Here is a 22,362-nt window from a genome sequence, read left to right on the forward strand (position 1 = left end):
AATCTCGCTCAATGAATACATAACGTTATATTCTTTTCGAATTTCAAGTTAAGCATCATTGATTTCTAAATTTTAAATCTTTTTGAAAATCAACGAATGCCCACACAGATTGTCTGATTGATTGTTAAAGAGCAAAAGTGGTCGGCGAGATAGGATTTGAACCTACGACCCACTGGTCCCAAACCAGTTGCGCTACCAAGCTGCGCTACTCGCCGACATAAATTGGGGTGGCTAATGGGACTTGAACCCACGACAACCGGAATCACAATCCGGGGCTCTACCAACTGAGCTATAGCCACCATTGTTGTTTGCATTGACTCTGGCGCGCTCGACAAGATTCGAACTTGCGACCTTTGGCTCCGGAGGCCAACGCTCTATCCAACTGAGCTACGAACGCGTTTTATATCTCACTGCGTCGTTGCGGGGCGTATATTAAGAGTTTCCAAATAGCTTGTCTAGTATTTTTTTTATTTTTTTTATCACAAGATAGTTTTTTGTTCAATTTGTTTATAAAACGTAAAATACTTGTCTATCTTTTATAAAACGCGAAAAAATCCAACCGCACTTTTTATTCTTCAATACTTTCTTTTTTAGATTTTGTTGTGAGTATGTTTGTGAAGAAAATACCTATCATCAGCCCCAATAAACCTGCAAATAATACCCAATATAATGCCTGACGTTCAGGACGAAGCGGTTGAATTGGTGATTTAAGGTAACGATAGGCAGTCAAATTATTATCAAGCGGATTGACTGATTTCATCATATTTAATTTGCCTTGCCAATCTTGCTCCCCCAGTGTATTAGCCTGTAAGGTTGCGCCTAGCTTTAATTGAGCAGCACTACTTACTTGATTAAACAAATTTTTCCACTGCCCGATCAATTCATTGTAAATCACCTCTCTTGTTGCAAGATTGCTTTGCTCAATAAATGCATTGAGCATTTCCAGCGCCTGTTTAGGGTTATCTAATTGAATAGAAAGTGTTTCTGGCTGTCCTTTAAGTGCGGTGGAAAATTTGACTGTTTTTACTAATTGCTCGAGTAATTCTTCATCATTTTGTGCATTTCCTGTTTCTCGTTGTTTATAGTAGGAACTTTGCAACCAAAATTGACGGATATTGTCATAAGCAGAAACCTGACGTTTAAATTCATCATACACGTTGTTCACTAACAAGGCTTCTGGTTCATTCTTACCTTGAATAAACTGATACATTGATGCCAAAGCATAATAATTACCTAATTGATTTACGGTTGGTTGAGAGATTTTCGCTTCCGCCTTCCACTGTAATTTCTGTAAAAAACTTGTGCCATACCCAGCCAAAGCAAAAATAATCGTAAACAACATAATGATAAAAGATTTTTTTGCTGTATTTTTTGATTGCATCGTTTTCTCCTTATTGTTTTGCTAGACGGCGATGGCGGCGTTTTAGGCGTCTTATCCAGCGAGTAATACGCCACGCTCTGGCGATAGAAAAGACATAAATGAAAAACAGAAGAATAAAGCCGAGAAACATTATCCATTCATTGATGTAATAAATTTCACCTAAAATCCCAAAACCTGCACAGAGTGCCGCGATAAAGGTGATAAATAAAAAGGCTTGGCGTGAACTTAGCCCCGCACGCACCATTAAATGGTGAATATGCAAGCGATCAGGACGAAATGGGCTTTTACCTTTACGCAAACGGCGGTAAATAATCGCGATCATATCAATCACGGGAATGGCAATGATCCATAATGCCGTGATTGGATTCATTGGGTGACCTTTACCCTGTGTGCTAAGCAGTAAGATCCAAATAATCGTAAAGCCAATCAGTGTGCTACCAGCATCCCCCATAAAAACTTTAAATCTCGTACCAAAAGGAATGCCAAGATTAAGCATTAAATAAGGTAAAATAGCAATAATTAAGGCAAAACTCCAATAGGCGAGATCCATTTGATTATCCATAACGAGTAAGATGCCTATCGCCCCAAAAGCAACACTAGATAAGCCACCAAGTAAACCGTCTATACCATCTATCATATTGAAGGCGTTGATTACAGCAATGGTTGCGAACACGGTGATCATCAACCCGATTGAACCGAGTGTTAGTTGGAATGGACCTAAAATTTGCCCGAGATGATCGAGATAAATATTGCCCATATCAATCATTAAAATAGCTAAAAAGGCTTGAATTCCCGCACGAATGAAAGGGCTGATGTCGAAGCGATCATCTAAAATACCGATGGCTAACAACACAAATATACTGAAAAGATATAACGCTGGCAGCCGCATTTGCTCCCACTCAAGAAAATAGAAGACACAGTTACCGATAAATAGCGAAATGCCCCCAATCAGAGGGATTGCGCCTTTGTGGCGTTTGCGATAATTTGGTTTATCCACTAAACCGATTTTTTGCGCAATCGGACGCATTGCAAATAAAGAAAGCAATGCACCGAGAAATGTGAGCAGAAAACTCAACAACATAATGAATAATTTCAGTAAAAAATAAGTGGCAAAAGCATACCATAAAGGCAAACGCGCGCGTACATAAATATTTTTATAAATTTACTCAGTTTTACAGTACAATATTTCAGTTTTATGCAATTTCTCTTAGACAAGATAAAGGACAAATAGTAATGAACCATTCAGAAAGCCTCTTTTCCCAAGCGCAAAAAGTCATCCCCGGTGGGGTTAATTCGCCTGTCCGTGCCTTTAATGGCGTCGGTGGTACGCCGGTATTTATTGACCGTGCAGAGGGCGCCTATATTTTTGATACAGACGGCAAGCAATATATTGATTATGTGGGATCTTGGGGGCCGATGATTTTAGGGCATAACCACCCCGCCATTTTAAGTGCGGTGCTAAAAACTGCCGAAAAAGGCTTGAGTTTTGGGGCGCCTACCCCATTAGAAATTGATTTAGCCACCTTAGTTTGCCAGCTTGTGCCTTCTATTGAAATGGTCAGAATGGTAAGTTCTGGTACTGAAGCCACAATGTCCGCCATTCGCTTAGCGCGAGGTTATACTAAACGAGATAAAATTATTAAGTTTGAAGGTTGTTACCACGGGCATTCTGATAGCTTACTGGTAAAAGCTGGCTCAGGTGCATTGACCCTTGGGCAACCTAGCTCACCGGGCGTGCCAGCGGATTTTGCAAAACAGACGTTAACTTGTGAATACAATAATATTGATTCTGTTAAACAAGCCTTTGAACAGTATCCTGATGAGATTGCCTGTGTCATTATTGAACCAGTTGCAGGAAATATGAACTGCATTCCACCTAAAGCAGGCTTTTTACAACAATTACGTGAACTCTGTGATCAGTATGGCGCATTATTAATCATTGACGAAGTGATGACCGGTTTTCGTGTTGCCTTAGGCGGTGCGCAACAATACTATGGCGTAACCCCTGACTTAACCACCCTTGGCAAGGTCATTGGCGGCGGAATGCCCGTAGGGGCATTTGGCGGAAAAAAAGAAATTATGCAATATATCGCACCAACAGGGCCTGTGTATCAAGCTGGCACGCTATCTGGCAATCCAATTGCAATGGCTGCGGGGCTAGCCTGTTTAACAGAATTGAAAAAAGCAGGTAACGAACAACGCCTTGCCACTTTAACGGAAAAACTCGCCGTTGGCTTAAAAGCCCTCGCGGACAAACATCACATTCCATTTGTGGTGAATTATGTAGGGGGAATGTTTGGTATTTTCTTCACTGATCAGCCTGAAGTCAGCACTTATCAGCAAGTGATGAAATGCGATGCGAAAAAATTCAAACAATTCTTCCATAAAATGCTAGAACAAGGGATTTATCTCGCCCCTTCCGCTTATGAAGCAGGTTTTATGTCTTTGGCACATACTGATGAAGATATTGAACGCACCTTGCAAGCAGCTGATAATGCCTTTGCCACAATCAAAAATGCTTAAGGAAAAGTAGGAAGAAATGATGGAAAACGCCAATAAACACTATCAGCTTGCATTGCTAAAAGTACATAGTACCGCAGTGTTATTTGGTTTAACGGGCGTGCTGGGCGTGCTGATTCAAAGCAGTGCTGGCGTGTTAGTGCTTGGGCGTGTGTTTATTGCTCTTATGGCACTCTCCCTCTTCTTCCTCTATAAGAAAATGCCTCTCAACAAGCTTTCTGCACAAGGCATTTTGTTACAATTTGTGCTAGGTAGTTTACTCACTGCCCATTGGGTCACCTTTTATATTGCCGTTAAAGTTGGCGGTGTCGCAGTGGGAACACTGGGCTTTGCCAGTTTTCCCGCCTTTGTCTGCTTATTTGAAATGCTCATATTCAAAGTGCGGTTAAAATTAGGTGAATTTTTCTTATTACTCGCCATTACATTTGGATTAATCCTTGTAACCCCTGCCTTTGAATTTGGCAACCAATCCACACAAGGCCTATTATGGGGCATTTTTTCAGGGGCAATTTACGGCTTACTTGCGGTGCTAAATCGCAAAAATCGTGGCCTCCTTTCAGGTAGCCAAGCCAGCTGGTGGCAATATTTGGTGGGCGTTATTGTGCTTTTACCATTTTACGCCAATGAATTGCCAAGTGTTTCTTTACAAGATTGGTTTTGGATCGCCTGCATTGGCTTGCTTTGCACCAGCCTTGCCTACACGCTCTTTGTTTCTAGCCTTGATGTACTAAGCGCAAGAACGGCGGCGATGATTATTTCCCTTGAACCAGTTTATGCCATTCTGATTGCTTGGCTATGGCTTAATGAAGCCCCTACGCTCACAATGTTACTTGGCGGTGCAATTATCATCACCGCTGTCGCCTTAGAAAATTTACGCAAGTAGGAAATAAAAATGAGTAAGAAAATGACCGCACTTTTATATAAATAGTATTAAAAAATAGATATCAGAAATACAATAAGCAAAATAAGCTAATGTAGGGAAAAATAAGTTTGGCTATAGCTCAGTATTATAGTTTACCAACCAATTCAACTTTTTGGATGCAACTCAAAGTGCGGTGCAAATTTTCAGCATTTTTGCACCGCTCTTCTTATTTGAGCATTACGGGCGTTTAATCAAACGCTTACGCATTTTTATATTGATCATTTCAACCACAACAGAAAAGCCCATCGCGAAATAGATATAGCCTTTTGGAATATGGAAATCTAAGCCTTCGCCAATTAATGCTACGCCCACTAAAATCAAGAATGAAAGCGCTAGCACTTTTAGCGTTGGGTGTGCTTCCACAAAATCGCCAATCGGTTTTGCCGCAAGCATCATCACTCCCACAGCAATAATGATCGCTAAAATCATTACGCCAACTTGACTTGCCATTCCCACTGCGGTGATCACGGAATCAAGGGAAAACACAATATCTAAAATGGCAATTTGAATGAGTACGCTGAAAAAATTCACTTTTTTCACCGCACTTTGTTCTTCTTCCTCTTCTGGCGTCATTGCGTGGTGAATTTCGTGGGTACTTTTGGCGACGAGGAACAATCCCCCTAAAATTAAAATGAGATCTCGTCCTGAAATTGATTGTGAAAATACCTCAAATAATGGGGTGGTTAATTTCATCAGCCAAGAAAGGGAAAGCAGTAATAAAATACGCGTTGCCATTGCTAAGCCTAACCCAATCAAGCGTCCAGATTGGCGTTGTTGTGCTGGTAAACGTCCAACTAAAATGCTGATAAAAATGATGTTATCAATACCTAACACAATTTCTAATGCGGTTAGGGTAAATAAGGCCACCCACGCCTCTGGGCTGGCAATCCAATCAAACATAATCCGTTCCTTAAAGAAAGTAGAGATAAAGCGAGCAATAATATAGATTTCTCACTTTAATGCAAAGGGAAATCAGCTATTTCGCTGAAATTGTTGCAAGATTTCGTGTGTGAAATTTTTGCGTAAATAAAAACCGAGTGGCAAGGTGTCAATCATCTCACCGTTTCGCCCAATGCCTTTCGTGAGCGATTTCCGATTTGCGCCTTTAGGGCGAAGTTGTAGCACTTCACCCAGATGTGCGGTAATTTCATCAAGGCGGCCAAATACGATATATTCCATTAATTCTTCCCAATCTTGTTGTAAGCGTTGTTCTTGTTCATAAGAAGGTTGCCACAAAATAGGCTGTCCGATATGACGCTCGGCAAGAGGAATATTGCGTTCGCCTTCAATGGGTATCCACAGCACTTTAGATAATTTATGCCGAACGTGGGAAGATTGCCACGTAATGCCACTATTTTGCACTAGTGGGGCAAGGCTGACAAAGGTGGTTTCTAAAGGTTTGCCCTGACGGTCAATGGGAATGGTTTTAAGTTCAATGCCAAGGTGCGCAAAATCTTGTTCTGCTTTGCTTCCTGCGGTTGCGCCTAAGGCACTTTCCAGCAATATACCTACCCAGCCTTTATCCCGTTTCAAATTGGCTGGCACAGCAATATTCAGCCCTTTGGCAACTTCACCAAAGGTGAGACCAGCGAGAGATTGCGCAAGAGAAAGAAGGGCTTGTTCGGAGTACGGACTATTCGGACTATTCATAAAGTGCGGTGCTTTTTTATCTGTTTTTTAGTTAGCTTTGATACTTTTTCAATAATTTTTGTTTAACGTATTCCACGCCTTTATCCACATAAGCAATATTTTCTAACTGTAATAAATAGCGTTTGGCTGGTAATCCACCACCAAACCCTGTTAGCTGACGTGTTTTACCTAACACACGATGACAAGGAATGATAATGCTAATTGGGTTACTCCCCACAGCACCGCCTACCGCTCGCACCGCTTTAGGGTTATTAATGTGATGGGCTAACTCGCCATAACTTGAGGTTTCACCATAAGGAATTTGGCACAATTGTTGCCAAATGCGTTGCTGAAAGGGCGTACCTTGTGGATTAAGCGGAATATCCGCAAAGGTTTCTTTTTCGCCATTGAAATAACGTGTTAGCGCCGCTGAAACCTGAGTAAAGAGCGGGTGATTTTCTCTCAAAATCCATTTCGGATTTGGGGCAATTTGCTCGGCTTCAAAGTCCAAATTGGTTAATTTGTTATCTTGGCTAATCATTAATAATCGCCCTATCGGGGAATGATAATAACAATAGTAGATTTCAGGCATTGGTGAGTTCTCTAAAAATCATATAAAAAAAGACCGCACTTGCATTTTATACAGAAAATGTAGGGCGATAGTTGGCAATTTTTACTTTGTCTAAACGTTGCTGAAAACGTGCATTATGCTTCAACTCCCACAAATCTAAGTTATGTTGCAAATTAATCCAAAACTCAGGACTCGTTCCAAAAGCCTTTGCCAATTTAACCGCCATTTCTAAGGTCACTTTAGAATGATTATTTACCAAGCTACTTGCAGTATTACGATGAACATCAAGAATTTCAGCAAGATCACTAATTTTAAGATTAAGTGGATGTAAAAATTCCTCTTGCAAGACTTCCCCTACTGATGTGGGTTTACGCTGTGTTGAGAACATCATTTCTCCTTATAAATCATAATGATGAGGATCAAGATAAAGCTGAGAAAGTTCGCCATTATCAAAATGAAAAATCAGACGATATTGTTTATTAACCCGAATAGAATAGCGTTTATTTTCTTTAGGCTCTAGTAACTCAAGACGATTTGCAGGCGGAACACGTAAATCATTCAAATTTTCTGCCGCATTTATCATATCTAATTTTCTCGCTAATACTTTTGCTAAATTTGCAGGAATTTTGCTATGCAATTCTCCATACTGAAAAAACGATAAAGATAATCGTCTTTAAAATGCTTAGCCGTTAAATTAAACACTTTATTTGCTCTGTTTATCCCTTATTATGAAAAATATTCTAAAGAATTAAATTGCACAGCACAAGTATGCAATTTAAGAAAAAGCCTATCCGATTGGATAGGCTTATTATAATGAAATTTGCGTAAATGCCTAGTTTCTCAAATTAGAAGCTGTAATTTACGTTTAAACCGTAAAGGTTAGCACTGGATTTTGAAGTATAATTAGCATTTACGCTTGCCTTAACCTCTCCCCCCATTTGTGGCGGTAGCTGAAATTTGGCAATATCTTGTTGTTCAGTGAAACTCACTTTCTTGCCACGTAAGTGAGCAAAACCGAAATCCACAGAAAGATTTGGGGTAAATTTATAGGTTGCCCCTAAGCTGTACCAAGTTCGGTTGGTATCAGGTATGGCTGCTGTCGCTTGCTCTGTTGCTTTATCATAAGCAACGCCAGCGCGCAAAACTAAGGCATCATTAACTTGATATGTTCCACCTAATGAAATGAATGATGTATCGCGATAATTTAAGTCTTTATCAAATGCCTCATTACCATCATCATAAGTCGCGTGTAATTCCTGTAAACGACTCCATTTAGTACGTTTATAACTATAATGCACAGCAAAGGTATCTGTTAATTGATGGAAACCCGAGATCTGCCAATAACTTGGCAAATGCAAAGTTAATCCACCCGGACCAGAACGCTCTTGACCAATCGCTGCATTATCTTTGAAATCAATATCAACTTTTGAATGATAAGATAATCCTAAACGATGGTTTTCATTAAACTCATAAACTAAACCCGCATTCCAACCAAATCCCCAAGCATTTCTATCTTCAAGATGTGTAACAACTGTACCCCGATTAAGCATATTACTTTTCGCCGCTAATCCAGCGATCAATGCTGGCGGCAATGGCATATGCGATGTAAGGGCAACAGCTTCAGATAATGCATCATCTAACATTCCGGCTCTACGTTCAATCTTAGCTTTTGCATATACAGCATTAACCCCTGCACCAAAGCTAAGCCCCTGAGTAACACGATAAGCCCCACTTAAATTAAGATTGATTGTCGTTAAATCAGTTTTCCCACCAAATACGCCACCATCATAATCTTCATTATATTCACTCTTTAAACCAAAATTTACATTCATTCCAGTACCAATAGCGAACTTATCATTAATTGGTGCAACAAAATACATATTAGGAACAAACGCATTTGGCACTACATTATTATTATCAAGATTACCATTCGCTAACTCTTTCTGAAGTACCGCAGATGTCAGTGTTGCTTTAGCCTCACCTGAAACACGAATTTTAGAATCCACATAAACGCCACCAGCACTAAATTGGTTGGTTTTAAATAATGTCATTAACGCAGGGTTGGTCGCTACCACAGAAGCATTATCAGCAATCGCAGCTTCACCCGCATAAGCTCGTCCCAAGCCAGAACTTGACACTTCTGCTAATTGGAATGCTGCTGCTTGTGCGCCGCCTGCAACAGCCAATAATGCAGAAGAAAGTAATGTTCTTGAAAAAATTGTTGTTTTAGTCATTTGTAACCTTTTTTCGATTAAATTGATAAAAATTGATTAAAAAAGCCGTTGGATTGTAAAGAAAGCCCCCCACTAGTGCAAACAAATTTGGGCAAACTAATCAGAGTTCAGACCAGTTGAGAAATCTAAAAAGAAAACAAAGGGATGATAAGTGACAACATCGTAATAAACCTTGAGAGTGTATAGAAAACAGAAATAAAAATGCCCAGTTTAACTGGGCATTGCGAAATTTCGGACTATTAGAAAAAAGACCACAACAAAATGGCTAATAACTGCGGCGAGAGTATTCGCAAGAACATTACTAAAGGATAGACCGTCGCATAAGAAAGCGCCGCGACCCCACTATCTTCTTTAATCGCATTGGCAAAGGCTAGCGCTGGCGGATCCGTCATTGAGCCTGCAAGCAAACCGCATAAAGACAAGTAATTCAGTTTTAGATATAAGCGAGCAAATAGCCCTACCGCCATTAATGGGAAAAATGTGATGATAATGCCATACCCCATCCATTCAAGCCCTGAGCCGTTCACTAGGGTATCCACAAAATTACCGCCTGATTTCAGCCCGACTACCGCTAAAAACAGCACAATACCAATTTCTCTTAAGGCGAGGTTTGCACTTGGTGGCATAAACCAGTAAAGTTTTCCAATGCTGCCTATTCTTGCCAAAATCAAGGCAACAACAAGTGGCCCACCTGCAAGCCCAAGTTTTAACGCCACAGAAAGCCCCGGAATATAAAAAGGAATTGACCCCACCAGCACGCCTAAACCAATACCAATAAACACTGGCAGCATTTGTACCTGTTGCAATTTTTGTTGTGCGTTCCCAATAAGGGCAATGGCATTCTCAATCACATCTGTTCGTCCAACAATATGTAATACGTCCCCAAATTGAAGTGTAGTATCCGCACTAGGAACTAGCTCTACCCCTGCACGGTTTAAGCGAGAAATTACCACGCCATATTTTTGATGAATACCAAGCGATTTTATTTTCTTTCCTAGGACTTTCTCATTTGTTACAACGATACGTTCAGAGCGTAAATCCCCTGTCAGAGTTGAACGTGGCACATCAATGGCTTCACCAATGACTAGCTTCATTTTATGCAGGACGTGAACATCACCGACTAAATGCAAAATATCATCAAGAAGAATTTCCGTATCGGCACTTGGCACACTCACATTCTCGCCACGTTTTAAACGAGAACAAACCACATCCTCACTTTCAAATCCGGGAATTTCAATTAAGGTTAAGCCATTTAAATTCTGATTTGTAACCCGAATATTCATTGAGCGTAAACTGTCTTTATCTTGCCCACTTTCACGTTGGAAATTTGCCTCTTCTTCCTCTACTTTTATCTTAAAAAATAACCGCACTAACCACATTGTGAGTAAAATCCCACAAATCCCAAAAGGATAGGCCACTGCATATGCCATTCCCATATTACTTGTGGTATGGCTCATTCCCAATTCAGCAAGAATTTGTTGCCCAGCCCCCAATGATGGCGTATTTGTAACTGCGCCAGAATAGATCCCCAAAATAATATCAAGTGGAACCTCAGCCGCTTTATATAATACAACCACACTGGCTGCCCCAAGCAACACGATCAATACGGCTAATCCATTGAGCTTTAAGCCAGATTCTCGTAATGAAGCAAAAAAACCGGGACCGACTTGAATCCCAATTGTATAAACGAAAAGAATTAACCCAAATTCTTGAATAAAATGTAACGTATGTGCATCTAAATGCACGCCATATTGGTTGGTAAAATGGGCAACAATAATTCCCCCAAACAAAACACCTCCAATACCTAACCCTACGCCACGAACTTTGAAATGCCCGATCCATAATCCGACGACCGCAACAAGGGCTAAAATGCTAATCGTCACCGCAATATCACTCATCACAACCTCAATAATTTCATTTAACTAAAAAAATTATAGCAACCTCTAAACAGAAAGAATGGATTAAAATCTAAAAGTTTAATCTACATCACATTTTTCTTGCGTGTGGACTAAATTTCTTTAACAATCTTTGAACAAATTTTTAATTCTGCGCTCTAAACAAAGACGATTTAACCTTTTATTTTCACATATTTACTCGGACGGTATTATGAATTGGTCAGAAGAATTACTCAGTTCATTTTTATGGATAATCCAAAGCCTTGCGATTACAAGCATCGCATTTTCTATTATTTTAGCCATTTTGGTGAAAACAACCCGTTGGGCAAGACAATTTTGGCTCATCACCCAAACTTACCTTTCGCCGAAACAGCATTTAAAACCACTCTGTTATTTTTGGGTGATTATTTTCTTTAATTTGCTTGCGGTACGGTTAGATATTCTCTTTTCTAACTGGTATAACGCAATGTATAGCGCCTTACAAGAAATGAATGCAAACGTATTTTGGCAACAAATGATCATTTTTTCTTTGCTCGCGACGGTACACGTTTTAAACGTCTTGTTTACCTATTACCTTTCGCAACGTTTTAAAATTCAATGGCGAACTTGGCTTAATCAACAATATCTCAACCAATGGACAGCAAACCAAGCCTATTACAAAACCTTGCACGGCGCTAACCAACTAGACAACCCCGATCAGCGAATTCAGCAGGATATTGACTCTTATGTGACCAGCTCACTTGGCTTTGCCACTGGCGTCATTTCCTCAACTGTCTCGCTGGTTGCCTTTACTGCAATTTTATGGGATTTATCCGGTCCAATGGTGATCGCAGGCTATGAAATCCCACATATGATGGTCTTTCTGGTTTTTGTTTATGTGCTAATTACGAGTCTTATCGCTTTTAAAATTGGACGACCATTAATAAAACTTAATTTTGCCAATGAAAAGCTCAATGCGAACTACCGCTATTCCCTCATTCGTTTGAAAGAATATGCCGAAAGCATCGCCTTTTATCGTGGTGAAAAAATGGAAAGCCATATTTTATTTAAACAATTTAACAACATTATTAGCAATATCTGGCAATTGGTTTATCGAATGCTAAAACTGTCCGGATTTAATCTTGCGGTATCGCAAGTTTCCGTTATTTTTCCTTTTATCATTCAAGCGACACGTTACTTTAGTGGACAAATTAAATTAGGGGATTTAATGCAAACTTCACAAGCATTCGGTAAAGTGCAAGAAGCCCTTTCTTTTTATCGAAATTCTTATGATGACTTTACCGCTTATCGTGCAGTACTTGATCGTTTAACGGGTTTCCACAGTGCGCTCCATTCTATTAATCACACCGCAAATGTGGAAATAGAAAATAGCGATGGCGAAGTGATTTTTCAACATTTAACGATTAAACGCCCTGATAATCAAAGCCTGATTGAAAAACTTAATCTCACTCTCCCTTTAGGAAGTCGCCTACTTATTCAAGGTCCTTCTGGCGCAGGAAAAACAACCCTATTACGCACCATAGCCGGACTTTGGCCATATTCTGAAGGCAAAATATATTGCCCGCAAACACAGGCATTATTCCTCTCACAAAAACCGTATTTACCGCAAGGTCGGTTAATTGATGCGCTTTATTATCCTGCGCTTGCACCTCAAGAACCGGATTTATCGCATATTCAAGAAATTATGCAACAGGTCAATTTAGGCCATTTAAGCGATAAACTTGAACAACAAAAAGATTGGACGCGTGTACTTTCTCTCGGCGAACAACAACGCCTTGCTTTTGCGCGTTTATTTTTACATAAACCACAGGTTGCCTTCCTTGACGAAGCCACCGCAAGTATGGACGAAGGATTGGAAGAAGCAATGTATCAATTATTAGATAGCATATTGCCAAATACCACTATAATTAGTGTAGGGCATCGTTCTACCTTACTGAAACATCACGCATTGCATTTACAAATTCAGTCAGACAAAAGCTGGCGTTTATGCTAGCCAATAAAAAATTAGGATAAACAAAAGTGCGGTGTAAAAATAGGAAGTTTTTACACCGCACTTAGCTTTTTATTTAATCTTATTAACTAGTTACAACTAGGTTTGCCTGTTTTATGATTAATTGCGCCATTTTGAATAAGCAGTTTTTGCATTTCAGGTAAATTACGCTCACAGGCATAAGACAAGGCACTTTGGTTATAAGAAAACATTGATGGCTCTTTTGTGGTGGTCACTAAATTCACATTTGCTCCCTGAGAAATAAGGAATTTCGCCGTTTCTAAACGGTTATTGCTGGCTGCAACCATCAGCAAGGTTTCACCATCACTTTCAATACTTTGATCGTTTAAATCTACGGGGCTTAAATTCCCATAGATTTTTTTCACTATATGGGTATTTTTGCCTAATACAGCTGATTTCAGCACGTTATAAACATCACCTGAATCAGTAGCAAAAAGGCTTGCACCTTGTGAGATCAAATATTCTACAATATCTTCATAGCCAATAAATGCAGCCCAACCAAGCGCGGTTTGCCCAAGGCTTCCTGTATCTTTTACCTCAAGATCTTGTCCTTTTTCAACCATCGCTTTAATTTCAGCTAAATTACCTTGTTTGACGGCATCAAACCAGTGTGCATTTTCACCTTTAGAGGGTTCTGTATAGAAAATACGCCACGCAAGCTTATTTGGATTCGCAATATCGTGCATTTCTTCTGCACTAAAACGAAATGTGGAGGTATAAGGCTTCGCCTGTTCATTTTCTGTTGCAGAGGCGAACATTGATATGCCAAGGGTTAAGGTAAAAGTAAAAAGTTGGGTTAATTTTTTCATTATCTTCTCTCTAATAAAGTAGGGAGCAAGCATTATAAAGAGAAGTGCGGTGTAAAAACAGGGAATTTTTTCACCGCACTTAAGAATGGTTTTACTGAATACTAAATCGTAATGGCACAGTCAGTGAGGAACTAACGCCCGCGGGTTTTGGTCCAACAGAACGCGCGCGTTTTACGGCATCAAGGGCGGCATTATCAAGATCATTATTCCCTGATGATTTTGCTAATTGCACATTATTCAATGAACCATCATTTGCGATGGTGAAACTAACAGTAACGATTCCCTGTTTTCGCATCATTTTGGCGCGTTGCGGATAACGTTTCTGACGCTCAATTTCCTTCCTTATGGCACTAAGGTAGGCTTTGGCTTCATCTGAACTTGTTCCTTTCCCAACTAAATTCGGATTAGTTACCGTTGCTTTGCCTAGACTCGTTGCATTGGAGGTGATCTTCGCCGCTGAATTAATATTACGATCGCCTTTTTCTAATTCTTTATTTGCCAACGGTTTTTCTTTTGGTTTTTGCTTCGGTTTCTCTTTTGGAATTTTTTTTGGCTTTTCCTTTTTAACTTCTTTTTCCTTTGGTTTTTCAGGCTTTGGCGGTTCTGGTTTCACAATAGGATCAGGCACGCTTTCTTTCACTTCTGGTTCTGGCTCTATTGGCTGTGGCTCTGGTGTCACTTCAGGCTCTTCCACGGTCATTCCCATTAGCATTTCCATTGAAATGCTATTATCAATGATTTCTGCCTGATAACCATTTGCCGTGCCATCATCTCGTATTGCATAAAGAATTGCCCCAATGAGCGTTACGTGGAACAGCAAAGAAAAGAAAAAACCCAACCAAGAACGATGTTTATTTGCCATTTAGTTGCCTTTCTCTTTCATTGTTACAATGGCAACATTTTTGATGTTATTCTTCGCCATTAAATCCGTGAGGCTAACAAAATCTTGGAAGGTTGCTTTCGCATCGACTTTTAGGGTAACTTTTTGATCCTTCGCCCAACTTGCGACTTCTTTTTCCATTTGAGCGAGATCCGTAGGTTTATCGTTAAAAAAGATTTCCCCTGTTTCGGTAACCGTTAATAATTTAGCCAAATCGTCCGACTTAAATGCGACGGTACTGCTTGCTTTTGGCACATTGACTTGGATTTTTCCTTGAGAAATAAAAGACGCGGTAATTAATACAATCGCCAGCAACACTAACATAATGTCAATGAAAGGGATAATATTGATTTCATCAAACTTTTTCACATTATGCCCCTAGATTTTTTTGTCCGTTTAAGGCTTTCCATTTCAAGCGATTCACTTCTACTTTGCGTTGTAAACCGTTGTAAAACACCATTGATGGAATGGCAACTAAAATCCCTACGGCAGTGGCTTTGAGGGCAAGAGAAAGATTAAGCATAATGGCAGCCGCATCAATATCTCCCCCTGAATTTCCCAATTCATAGAAGGTTAATAGAATACCGATAACTGTGCCAAGCAAGCCGACATAAGGGGCATTCGATCCAATAGTGGAAATAATAGTGAGATTACGGTTGAGATCGATGTCTAATTCGTGAATATTGGTGTAGTGTGAAACATTCACACGGCTCAAAAAGATAAAACGTTCAATGACGAACCATACCATCATAAAGCTCATTAAGCCGAGTAACCCTAAAATAATGTAATCAATATAATGTTGTAAAAATGCGAATAATTGTGGCATTGGGAAATCCTTAACGCTGACGTTAAATAAAACTGAGGCAAACTGCCCTTAATTGTTATTGAGAATGAATTTCAATTAGGTTGCAAATTGTAACAAATTAAAAATTTTCGGTCAAAGTGCGAATAAAAAATGCGGTGAAAAATCACCGCACTTGTTAAACAGATTAGAATGTGTAATTTACATTCATTCTAAAGTCGCGTCCAGCGCCCGTTAAACTATTTACCCCTGCACGCTGGCTATGGCTTTTGTAGTTTTTGTTGAATACATTATCTACTGCAACGTTAATCGTGAGATTTTCATTGGCTTCCCAGCTCGCATAAAGATCATTTACGCCATAACCCGGTTGTTTCACACTTGCACTTCCACCTGAACCACGGCTCGGTGTTCCTGTTTCGCCTTCAACAAAACGTCCTTTCCAACCGATAATTAAGTTTGGATTAGCGAATTTGTACGACACTTCAGTTGTCCAAGTACGCCCTGTTGCCACAGCAAATACTGTATTATCCGCCACATTACCATAGACTTCAGGTTTACTTTCTGCCACACCTGCACGTAGTGTTAAGCCCGCGTGTTTATAAGCAGCGGAGAGTTCATAACCTTGGTTACGCAATAATGCGCCATTATAAATAACATTATTTTTCAATGAGATCGCATCTTTTACTTTTTGCCAGAAGTAACTTCCACTTAGTGAAATACGATCATTTAAATCATAATTGAAACCAATTTCTGCATTGCGTGCTTGTTCTGCACGAATATTGCTATCCACTTTAATCTTGCCTGAACCTGCAATCACCACTTCGTATAAACGAGGGCTACGGGTTGCATAGTTCAAGCTGGTGTTCAAGCTTAAATCATCAGAAACTTGCCAAATTAAGCCCGCGCTTGGGTTGAAATGCCCTTTGCTTGCCTTAGAGCCATTTGACGCTTTAAAGTTAAAGTAATCATAACGCGCCCCTGTTGTTAAGATGACAGGCCCCATTCCCCAAATGCCTTCTACATACACACCGAGATCGTCTTTGCGTTGATTATGCGCACCTGCGGCAAGTTGATTTGGTTTTCCTACTTGTTTACGATAATTTACGCCGTATTTCACTAGGTGATTTTCACCAATGGCGCTGTCTAAATTTAAGTTAGCTCCCGTGGTGAGAATTTGGGTTTTACTGCTTCCTTCTTCACGTACACGTTTTGTATGATAAACATTGGCTTTCGCTTCGGTAATAAAGCCCATATTCTTACCTGTCCACTCCAAATTGGTGGTATCTTGCGTAGTGGTACGGTAACGTGGGTTATTATTCTCTTCATTCACCACATAATTCCCATTACCATCTAATACATAGTATGCGTTCTTCCCACTTCTATCTTTGCCGGCATAAACGTTACTTAATTGATAGCCTTTATTGATTTGTGCTGAAGATAAGTTTGCCGCAGAAACATAAGAATTAGAAAAATCAAATTCTTCACGCAATGCACGCACACCATAGTAACGTTCTTGGCGATGGCTTAGTACCACACGTTGATTTTCAGTAATATCCCAACCCAATTTAGCCAATAAGCCACGCTCACCTAGTGCGCTGTTTTGTACGATATCTGATCCATTAAGATTTTTATAATCTTTACCGCCTTTATAGTTTTCTTTGTGATTCCAGTTACCTGAAACTAACGCATCAAATGCCCCTACTTTGCCATATACACTCGCGCCTTGCGTATAACCTTTATTGCTACGCACACCGCCGGTAAGTTTAAACCCAAAATCTTGCCCTTCTCTTAATAAATCTTGCGCATCAACGGTTGTTGCAATAATTGAGCCACTGGTTGCACCAATCCCAGCACTGGCAGAACCCGCTCCTTTTTGTACATCAATACGTTTAATTAAGGCTGGATCCAATAAGAAGCGACCTTCGTGGTGGAAGGATTGGGTATCTGAATAAGTATTGTCCACTTTGAAATCAATTTGATCTTGCCCCATTCCACGAATTGTTACCCATTGCGATGTTCCGCCATTTCCACCACCAAAATTAATCGCAGGCTCATTAAATAACAAACCACGTAAATCCGTTTCCGTACTACGCTCCATTTGTTTTAGGGTAACGACATTGGTTTTGCTTTTCGCCCCAGTATTTTCAGTAACAACATCAATCACACCTAAGGTTTCCGCTTGCACCGCCGTTGCCACAAGTGTTGCGAGAGGTAAAAGAACAAATTTTGCTTTCTTCATAATGAACTTCCTTTATTACACATTATTAAAATATTGAGAATTATTATCGTTTTTTTTTTGCATCTTTAGTCAATCGTCAGATATGGGAAAAAGCAAATTTTTATCTACCAACAATAAAATCTTTAAAAATAAGAAAAAAACTCATAAAAAAACACCGCACTTTTATAAATAAATTAGATAACATTCAAAAATAAAAAGTAAACGCAAGGCAAAAGAAAAAGACGAAAGGCAATTCACCTTTCGTCTTTCTGCTTTTATGATAAGGAAATGCGTTTAGTTCGGCTGTGTTGCTGATGAAATCTTTTCTACTCTCGCTTGTTTCACCATATTATCTGCGACTTCTAAAATCGTGATTTTTAAGCCGTTAATTTCACATTCTGTTCCTTCATCAGGAATTTCTTCTAAATGCTCTAAAATAAGTCCATTGAAGGTTCGGGCTTCATCGGTATCCAAATGCCAGTCAAATAATTTATTTAAATCCCTGATATTTGCTGATCCTTCAATAATCATTGAGCCATCTGATTGCTGGGTAACTTCTTCATCAATGGAAGGGGCGGTAGAAGTGGTAAATTCACCCACAATTTCTTCCAAAATATCTTCCAATGTCACCAAGCCTTTGATGTCGCCATACTCATCAACCACTAAACCTATACGTTCTTTTTTATTACGGAAATTGACTAATTGTGCATTTAATGGCGTGCCTTCAGGGATAAAATAGGCCTCATCAACTGCTCGAATTAATGTCTCTTTACTAAATTCATTTTTATCCAGCATTAAACGATATGCTTCACGCACACGTAAAATACCTAGCACATTTTCGTCCATACTTTCTTTGTATAGCACGATTTTACTGTGTGCCGAGTGATTGAGCTGACGCATAATGGCTTTCCAATCATCGTCAATGTTGATCCCGCCAATATCATTGCGTGGTACCATAATATCGTCCACCGTCACTTTTTCTAAATCCAAAATAGAAAGCAACATTTCTTGGTGAGCGGAAGGAATGAAATGCCCTGATTGATTCACAATAGCACGTAGCTCTTCCGTGCTTAATGAACTGACTTTTTGTTCATTTTTAACACGGAATAATTTCATCAAGCCACGAATAATCAGGTTCATTAAGAACACGATTGGACTAAAAATTTTCAGCAATGGCGTAAGAATATGACTTGATAAAAATGCCACTTTTTCGGGGTAAAGTGCTGCAATGGTTTTGGGGAAAATTTCAGCGAAAATCAGCATTGCGAAAGTTAATGCCCCAGTGGCAATCGCCACCCCCATATCGCCATACAAACGCATTCCAATAATGGTTGCAATCGCGGAAGCGGAAATATTAACGAGGTTATTACAAATTAAAATAAGGCTAAGTAGAATATCGGTTTTCTTGAGTAATTTTTCTGCCTTTTTTGCGCCTTTATGTCCCTTTTCAGCAAGGAACCGCATTCGATAACGATTGGCAGAAAGTAAGCCCGTTTCTGAGCTAGAAAAATAAGCGGATAAAATCAGTAAAATAATTAACGTGATAAATAATGTACTAAGGGGGATACTATCCAAAATCAAATCCTTTTATCAAACCATCGTTCTTGGGCGCTCAAATTAAAGCCCTAGCCCAAACGCAACACGACTGCCAAAATAAGCAATTGAGAGCAAAATCATACCCGAAATACTATAAATAATCACCTTTTTTCCACGCCAGTGCCATTTCCAATGCCCAATTAAAGCAATGGCTAACACAACCCACGCTAAAAAAGAAAAAATCGCTTTTTGTACATTTTGCATACCAAAAAAGTCGGGTAAATACACCGCGCCAGAGATTAATGTTAAAGTCAGTAAGAACTCACCACTTAACATCAAACGGAAAAAATGCCGTTCTACCGTCATTAATGGCGGAATAATAGGCGATAATGCTAACTTTTTACTTTTTAAGTTTCTATCAATCCACCACAATTGAACGGCATATAAGGTCGCAATAAAACATACCGCATAAGCCAATAACGCTAAACCGATATGTAAAAATAACCCCACATTATGGATTAAATGTTGCACAAGTGCGATAGGTAAAAATGTCTGTAAAATCAAATTAATTATCGCCAAACAATACACAATGGGTAATAAGAACCAAAGGGTATTCACTCGAAAACCAAGCGCAAAGGTTGCCAAAGCAGCCACAATTACACTTAGCAGAGAACTAATATCCATCAGGGTAAATTGTTGGGCATTCGCTAAATGAGAAAACAGAGGGACAAGACTAATGCAATGTGCCACAACTGCCAAAAGTGCGGTGCAAAAAAACAATGTTTTATTCGGTTTTTTCGTTTGTTCTCCCGAGTGTGCTTTTAATAACATTGGGGTAATGAACAAAATACTGATTATGTATAAAAAAATCGAAAATATGGCAAACCACATTTTTACTCACCTTAAAGCCAAATCAAGAATTATTTTTATTCTAGCCTTGCCGCACTAAAATCGCTATAAATTTCTTGCAAATGATGAAAATCTGTGGGATTTCAGTATAATTGGCACAATTTATTTCATTTTATTCCACTCAAATTTAGGAAAAACGATGTTTGAAAACCTTTCTGATCGTCTCTCGAAAACCCTGCGTAACATTACGGGGAAAGGACGTTTAACCGAAGATAATATTAAAGATACCCTGCGTGAAGTGCGTATGGCATTGCTTGAAGCAGACGTTGCTTTACCCGTCGTGCGTGAATTTATTAATAAAGTCAAAGAACGTGCTATCGGTGAAGAAGTCAATCGTAGCTTAACGCCGGGACAAGAATTTCTCAAAATTGTGCAATCTGAGCTTGAAAAAGCAATGGGTGAAGCCAATGAGAGCCTCAACCTTGCGACTCAACCGCCTGCGGTGATTTTAATGGCAGGTTTGCAAGGGGCGGGGAAAACCACGAGCGTAGGTAAGCTCGCTAAATTCTTACGTGAACGTCAGAAGAAAAAAGTGATGGTGGTCTCGGCGGACGTCTATCGCCCAGCCGCGATCAAACAACTTGAAACCCTTGCGCAAGCCGTTGGGGTAGATTTCTTCCCGTCTAATAGCCAACAAAACCCCGTAGAGATTGTGCAAGCAGCCCTTGCTGATGCCAAACTCAAATTCTACGATGTGTTGATTGTGGATACTGCGGGTCGTTTGCACGTTGATAGTGAAATGATGGAAGAAATCCAAAAAATTCACACCGCACTTAACCCAGTGGAAACCCTTTTCACCGTGGATGCAATGACCGGACAAGATGCCGCGAATACTGCAAAAGCCTTTAATGAAGCGCTACCGCTTACAGGGGTTATTCTTACCAAAGTAGACGGCGATGCTCGTGGCGGTGCAGCCCTTTCTATTCGCCAAATCACTGGCAAACCCATTAAATTCTTAGGAGTTGGGGAAAAAACAGAAGCCCTCGAACCATTCCACCCTGATCGTGTTGCTTCACGCATTTTAGGAATGGGGGACGTACTTTCGCTAATTGAAGATCTACAACGCTCAGTGGATCAAGAAAAAGCGGAAAAAATGGCAAAAAAATTCCAAAAAGGCGATGATTTCACATTGGAAGATTTCCGTGATCAGCTTATTGAAATGAAAAAAATGGGCGGAATGATGACAATGCTGGAAAAATTACCGGGTGCGAAAAACCTGCCGGATCACATCAAAAATCAAGTTGATGACAAAATGTTTATAAAAATGGAAGCCATCATCAATTCAATGACCTTAAAAGAGCGCGCTAAACCTGAAATCATCAAAGGATCACGCCGCCGCCGTATCGCCTTAGGCTCTGGCACACAAGTGCAAGACGTGAATAAATTACTGAAACAATTTGACGAAATGCAACGTATGATGAAAAAAATGCGTAAAGGTGGAATGGCAAAAATGATGCGTGGAATGAAAGGAATGATGGGCGGAATGGGCGGTTTAGGCGGCCTTGGCAATATGTTCAAACGCTAATTAAATCGTAAAAAACGGAAGAAATAACCGCACTTTCAAAGTGCGGTTATTTTTTGGTGCGTTTATTCTAACGTACCTTGCTGTCTTAAATATTCCAATACTTTTTGTGTCGCTAAAGAGCATTTTTCTTTGCTTTGGTAATCCAGCCAAGCCAGTTCAGCAATTTCACTTTCAGGGCGATAATCGCCGATGAAATCGGCTTTATAGCAACGGAGTGTTACGATGCAATCACTGTTTTTACCATCTGCTTGAGCTGAAAATTCACCAATTCTTTCAAGGCTAGATTCAATTAAGATAATACCCAACTCCTCTTTAATTTCCCGCAACAACGCTTGTTGATCCGTTTCGCCTTGCTCTCTTTTCCCACCGGGTAGATAAAATTTTTCTTTTCCTTTGGAACGCGCCATTAATACTTGATTGTCTTTAATATATAACCAAGCTAATTTATCAATTTGCGTCTTCATTTTTTGCCTCATTGAAAATAAAAATCTGCACCTCAAACGCAGAATATTGTATTCCT

The 22,362-nt window shown here is 39.7% G+C and carries 20 protein-coding genes, 3 tRNA genes and 1 pseudogene; 4 read left to right on the forward strand and 20 right to left on the reverse strand.

All coding sequences use genetic code 11. The features are described 5' to 3' along the window. Positions 1 to 138 precede the first annotated feature (138 nt). From L5B83_RS01250 to wecA, 5 genes are all read right to left on the reverse strand, one after another. A tRNA-Pro gene (locus tag L5B83_RS01250) sits at positions 139 to 215 on the reverse strand. An 8-nt stretch (positions 216 to 223) separates the two neighbouring features. Next, positions 224 to 299 (reverse strand) — tRNA-His (locus L5B83_RS01255). A 21-nt stretch (positions 300 to 320) separates the two neighbouring features. Continuing rightward, positions 321 to 397 (reverse strand) — tRNA-Arg (locus tag L5B83_RS01260). 171 nt (positions 398 to 568) lie between these two features. Then, positions 569 to 1,381 (reverse strand): Wzz/FepE/Etk N-terminal domain-containing protein, encoded by an 813-nt coding sequence (locus L5B83_RS01265; protein WP_265777301.1) that lies wholly within the window; start codon positions 1,379 to 1,381, stop codon positions 569 to 571. A 10-nt stretch (positions 1,382 to 1,391) separates the two neighbouring features. After that, complete coding sequence (gene wecA, locus L5B83_RS01270; RefSeq protein WP_250363447.1) at positions 1,392 to 2,462, reverse strand: UDP-N-acetylglucosamine--undecaprenyl-phosphate N-acetylglucosaminephosphotransferase; 1,071 nt, start codon at positions 2,460 to 2,462, stop codon at positions 1,392 to 1,394. Between the two features lie 152 nt (positions 2,463 to 2,614). Between wecA and hemL the strand changes: the two genes are divergently transcribed. Further along, entirely contained in the window at positions 2,615 to 3,904 is a 1,290-nt protein-coding gene (gene hemL, locus L5B83_RS01275) for a glutamate-1-semialdehyde 2,1-aminomutase (protein ID WP_265777302.1), read from the forward strand. Between the two features lie 19 nt (positions 3,905 to 3,923). Continuing rightward, positions 3,924 to 4,784: a DMT family transporter gene (locus tag L5B83_RS01280; protein WP_250351657.1), complete on the forward strand. Its 861-nt coding sequence runs from the start codon at positions 3,924 to 3,926 to the stop codon at positions 4,782 to 4,784. 216 nt (positions 4,785 to 5,000) lie between these two features. Here the strand turns inward: L5B83_RS01280 and L5B83_RS01285 are convergent, their stop codons facing one another. The 7 genes and pseudogenes from L5B83_RS01285 to L5B83_RS01315 form a co-directional block, all read right to left on the reverse strand. Then, positions 5,001 to 5,723 (reverse strand): TerC family protein, encoded by a 723-nt coding sequence (locus tag L5B83_RS01285; protein WP_250363530.1) that lies wholly within the window; start codon positions 5,721 to 5,723, stop codon positions 5,001 to 5,003. A 72-nt stretch (positions 5,724 to 5,795) separates the two neighbouring features. Next, on the reverse strand, positions 5,796 to 6,473 hold the full coding sequence (gene mutH / locus L5B83_RS01290) for a DNA mismatch repair endonuclease MutH (RefSeq protein WP_265777303.1): 678 nt from the start codon (positions 6,471 to 6,473) through the stop codon (positions 5,796 to 5,798). 31 nt (positions 6,474 to 6,504) lie between these two features. Next, entirely contained in the window at positions 6,505 to 7,044 is a 540-nt protein-coding gene (locus L5B83_RS01295) for a methylated-DNA--[protein]-cysteine S-methyltransferase (RefSeq protein ID WP_250349559.1), read from the reverse strand. A 46-nt stretch (positions 7,045 to 7,090) separates the two neighbouring features. Beyond that, positions 7,091 to 7,411, reverse strand: coding sequence for a HigA family addiction module antitoxin (locus L5B83_RS01300; protein WP_250351645.1), 321 nt, complete (start codon positions 7,409 to 7,411; stop codon positions 7,091 to 7,093). Between the two features lie 9 nt (positions 7,412 to 7,420). After that, positions 7,421 to 7,725: pseudogene (locus L5B83_RS01305) on the reverse strand (type II toxin-antitoxin system RelE/ParE family toxin). A 143-nt stretch (positions 7,726 to 7,868) separates the two neighbouring features. Further along, a complete protein-coding gene (locus L5B83_RS01310) occupies positions 7,869 to 9,257 on the reverse strand; it encodes an OmpP1/FadL family transporter (RefSeq protein ID WP_265777305.1) in 1,389 nt (462 codons plus the stop codon). 239 nt (positions 9,258 to 9,496) lie between these two features. Then, positions 9,497 to 11,155 (reverse strand): putative transporter, encoded by a 1,659-nt coding sequence (locus L5B83_RS01315; protein WP_250363534.1) that lies wholly within the window; start codon positions 11,153 to 11,155, stop codon positions 9,497 to 9,499. Between the two features lie 208 nt (positions 11,156 to 11,363). Between L5B83_RS01315 and L5B83_RS01320 the strand changes: the two genes are divergently transcribed. Next, a complete protein-coding gene (locus L5B83_RS01320; RefSeq protein ID WP_265777306.1) occupies positions 11,364 to 13,145 on the forward strand; it encodes an ABC transporter ATP-binding protein/permease in 1,782 nt (593 codons plus the stop codon). An 86-nt stretch (positions 13,146 to 13,231) separates the two neighbouring features. Here the strand turns inward: L5B83_RS01320 and L5B83_RS01325 are convergent, their stop codons facing one another. From L5B83_RS01325 to L5B83_RS01355, 7 genes are all read right to left on the reverse strand, one after another. Continuing rightward, positions 13,232 to 13,972 (reverse strand): ankyrin repeat domain-containing protein, encoded by a 741-nt coding sequence (locus L5B83_RS01325; RefSeq protein WP_265777307.1) that lies wholly within the window; start codon positions 13,970 to 13,972, stop codon positions 13,232 to 13,234. A 91-nt stretch (positions 13,973 to 14,063) separates the two neighbouring features. Next, a complete protein-coding gene (locus L5B83_RS01330) occupies positions 14,064 to 14,834 on the reverse strand; it encodes an energy transducer TonB (protein WP_265777308.1) in 771 nt (256 codons plus the stop codon). Further along, positions 14,835 to 15,221, reverse strand: a complete 387-nt coding sequence (gene exbD / locus L5B83_RS01335; RefSeq protein WP_250349552.1) for a TonB system transport protein ExbD — start codon at positions 15,219 to 15,221, stop codon at positions 14,835 to 14,837. Position 15,222: 1 nt separating this feature from the next. Next, positions 15,223 to 15,678 (reverse strand): TonB-system energizer ExbB, encoded by a 456-nt coding sequence (gene exbB / locus L5B83_RS01340; RefSeq protein ID WP_250349551.1) that lies wholly within the window; start codon positions 15,676 to 15,678, stop codon positions 15,223 to 15,225. A 163-nt stretch (positions 15,679 to 15,841) separates the two neighbouring features. After that, entirely contained in the window at positions 15,842 to 17,893 is a 2,052-nt protein-coding gene (locus L5B83_RS01345; RefSeq protein WP_265777309.1) for a TonB-dependent receptor domain-containing protein, read from the reverse strand. Between the two features lie 273 nt (positions 17,894 to 18,166). Further along, a complete protein-coding gene (locus L5B83_RS01350; RefSeq protein WP_250349549.1) occupies positions 18,167 to 19,447 on the reverse strand; it encodes an HlyC/CorC family transporter in 1,281 nt (426 codons plus the stop codon). A 42-nt stretch (positions 19,448 to 19,489) separates the two neighbouring features. After that, positions 19,490 to 20,299 carry a cytochrome C assembly family protein gene (locus L5B83_RS01355; protein WP_250349548.1) on the reverse strand — a complete coding sequence of 270 codons (810 nt, stop codon included), beginning with the start codon at positions 20,297 to 20,299 and terminating at the stop codon, positions 19,490 to 19,492. Positions 20,300 to 20,456: 157 nt separating this feature from the next. Here L5B83_RS01355 and ffh point away from each other — a divergent pair, with 157 nt between their 5' ends. Beyond that, entirely contained in the window at positions 20,457 to 21,842 is a 1,386-nt protein-coding gene (ffh, locus tag L5B83_RS01360) for a signal recognition particle protein (RefSeq protein ID WP_250349547.1), read from the forward strand. A 62-nt stretch (positions 21,843 to 21,904) separates the two neighbouring features. Here the strand turns inward: ffh and L5B83_RS01365 are convergent, their stop codons facing one another. Then, entirely contained in the window at positions 21,905 to 22,306 is a 402-nt protein-coding gene (locus L5B83_RS01365; protein WP_265777310.1) for an NUDIX hydrolase, read from the reverse strand. Positions 22,307 to 22,362: the final 56 nt, after the last annotated feature.

This window comes from Avibacterium sp. 21-599 (assembly GCF_026226765.1).
In the GTDB taxonomy this organism is placed as follows: domain Bacteria; phylum Pseudomonadota; class Gammaproteobacteria; order Enterobacterales; family Pasteurellaceae; genus Avibacterium.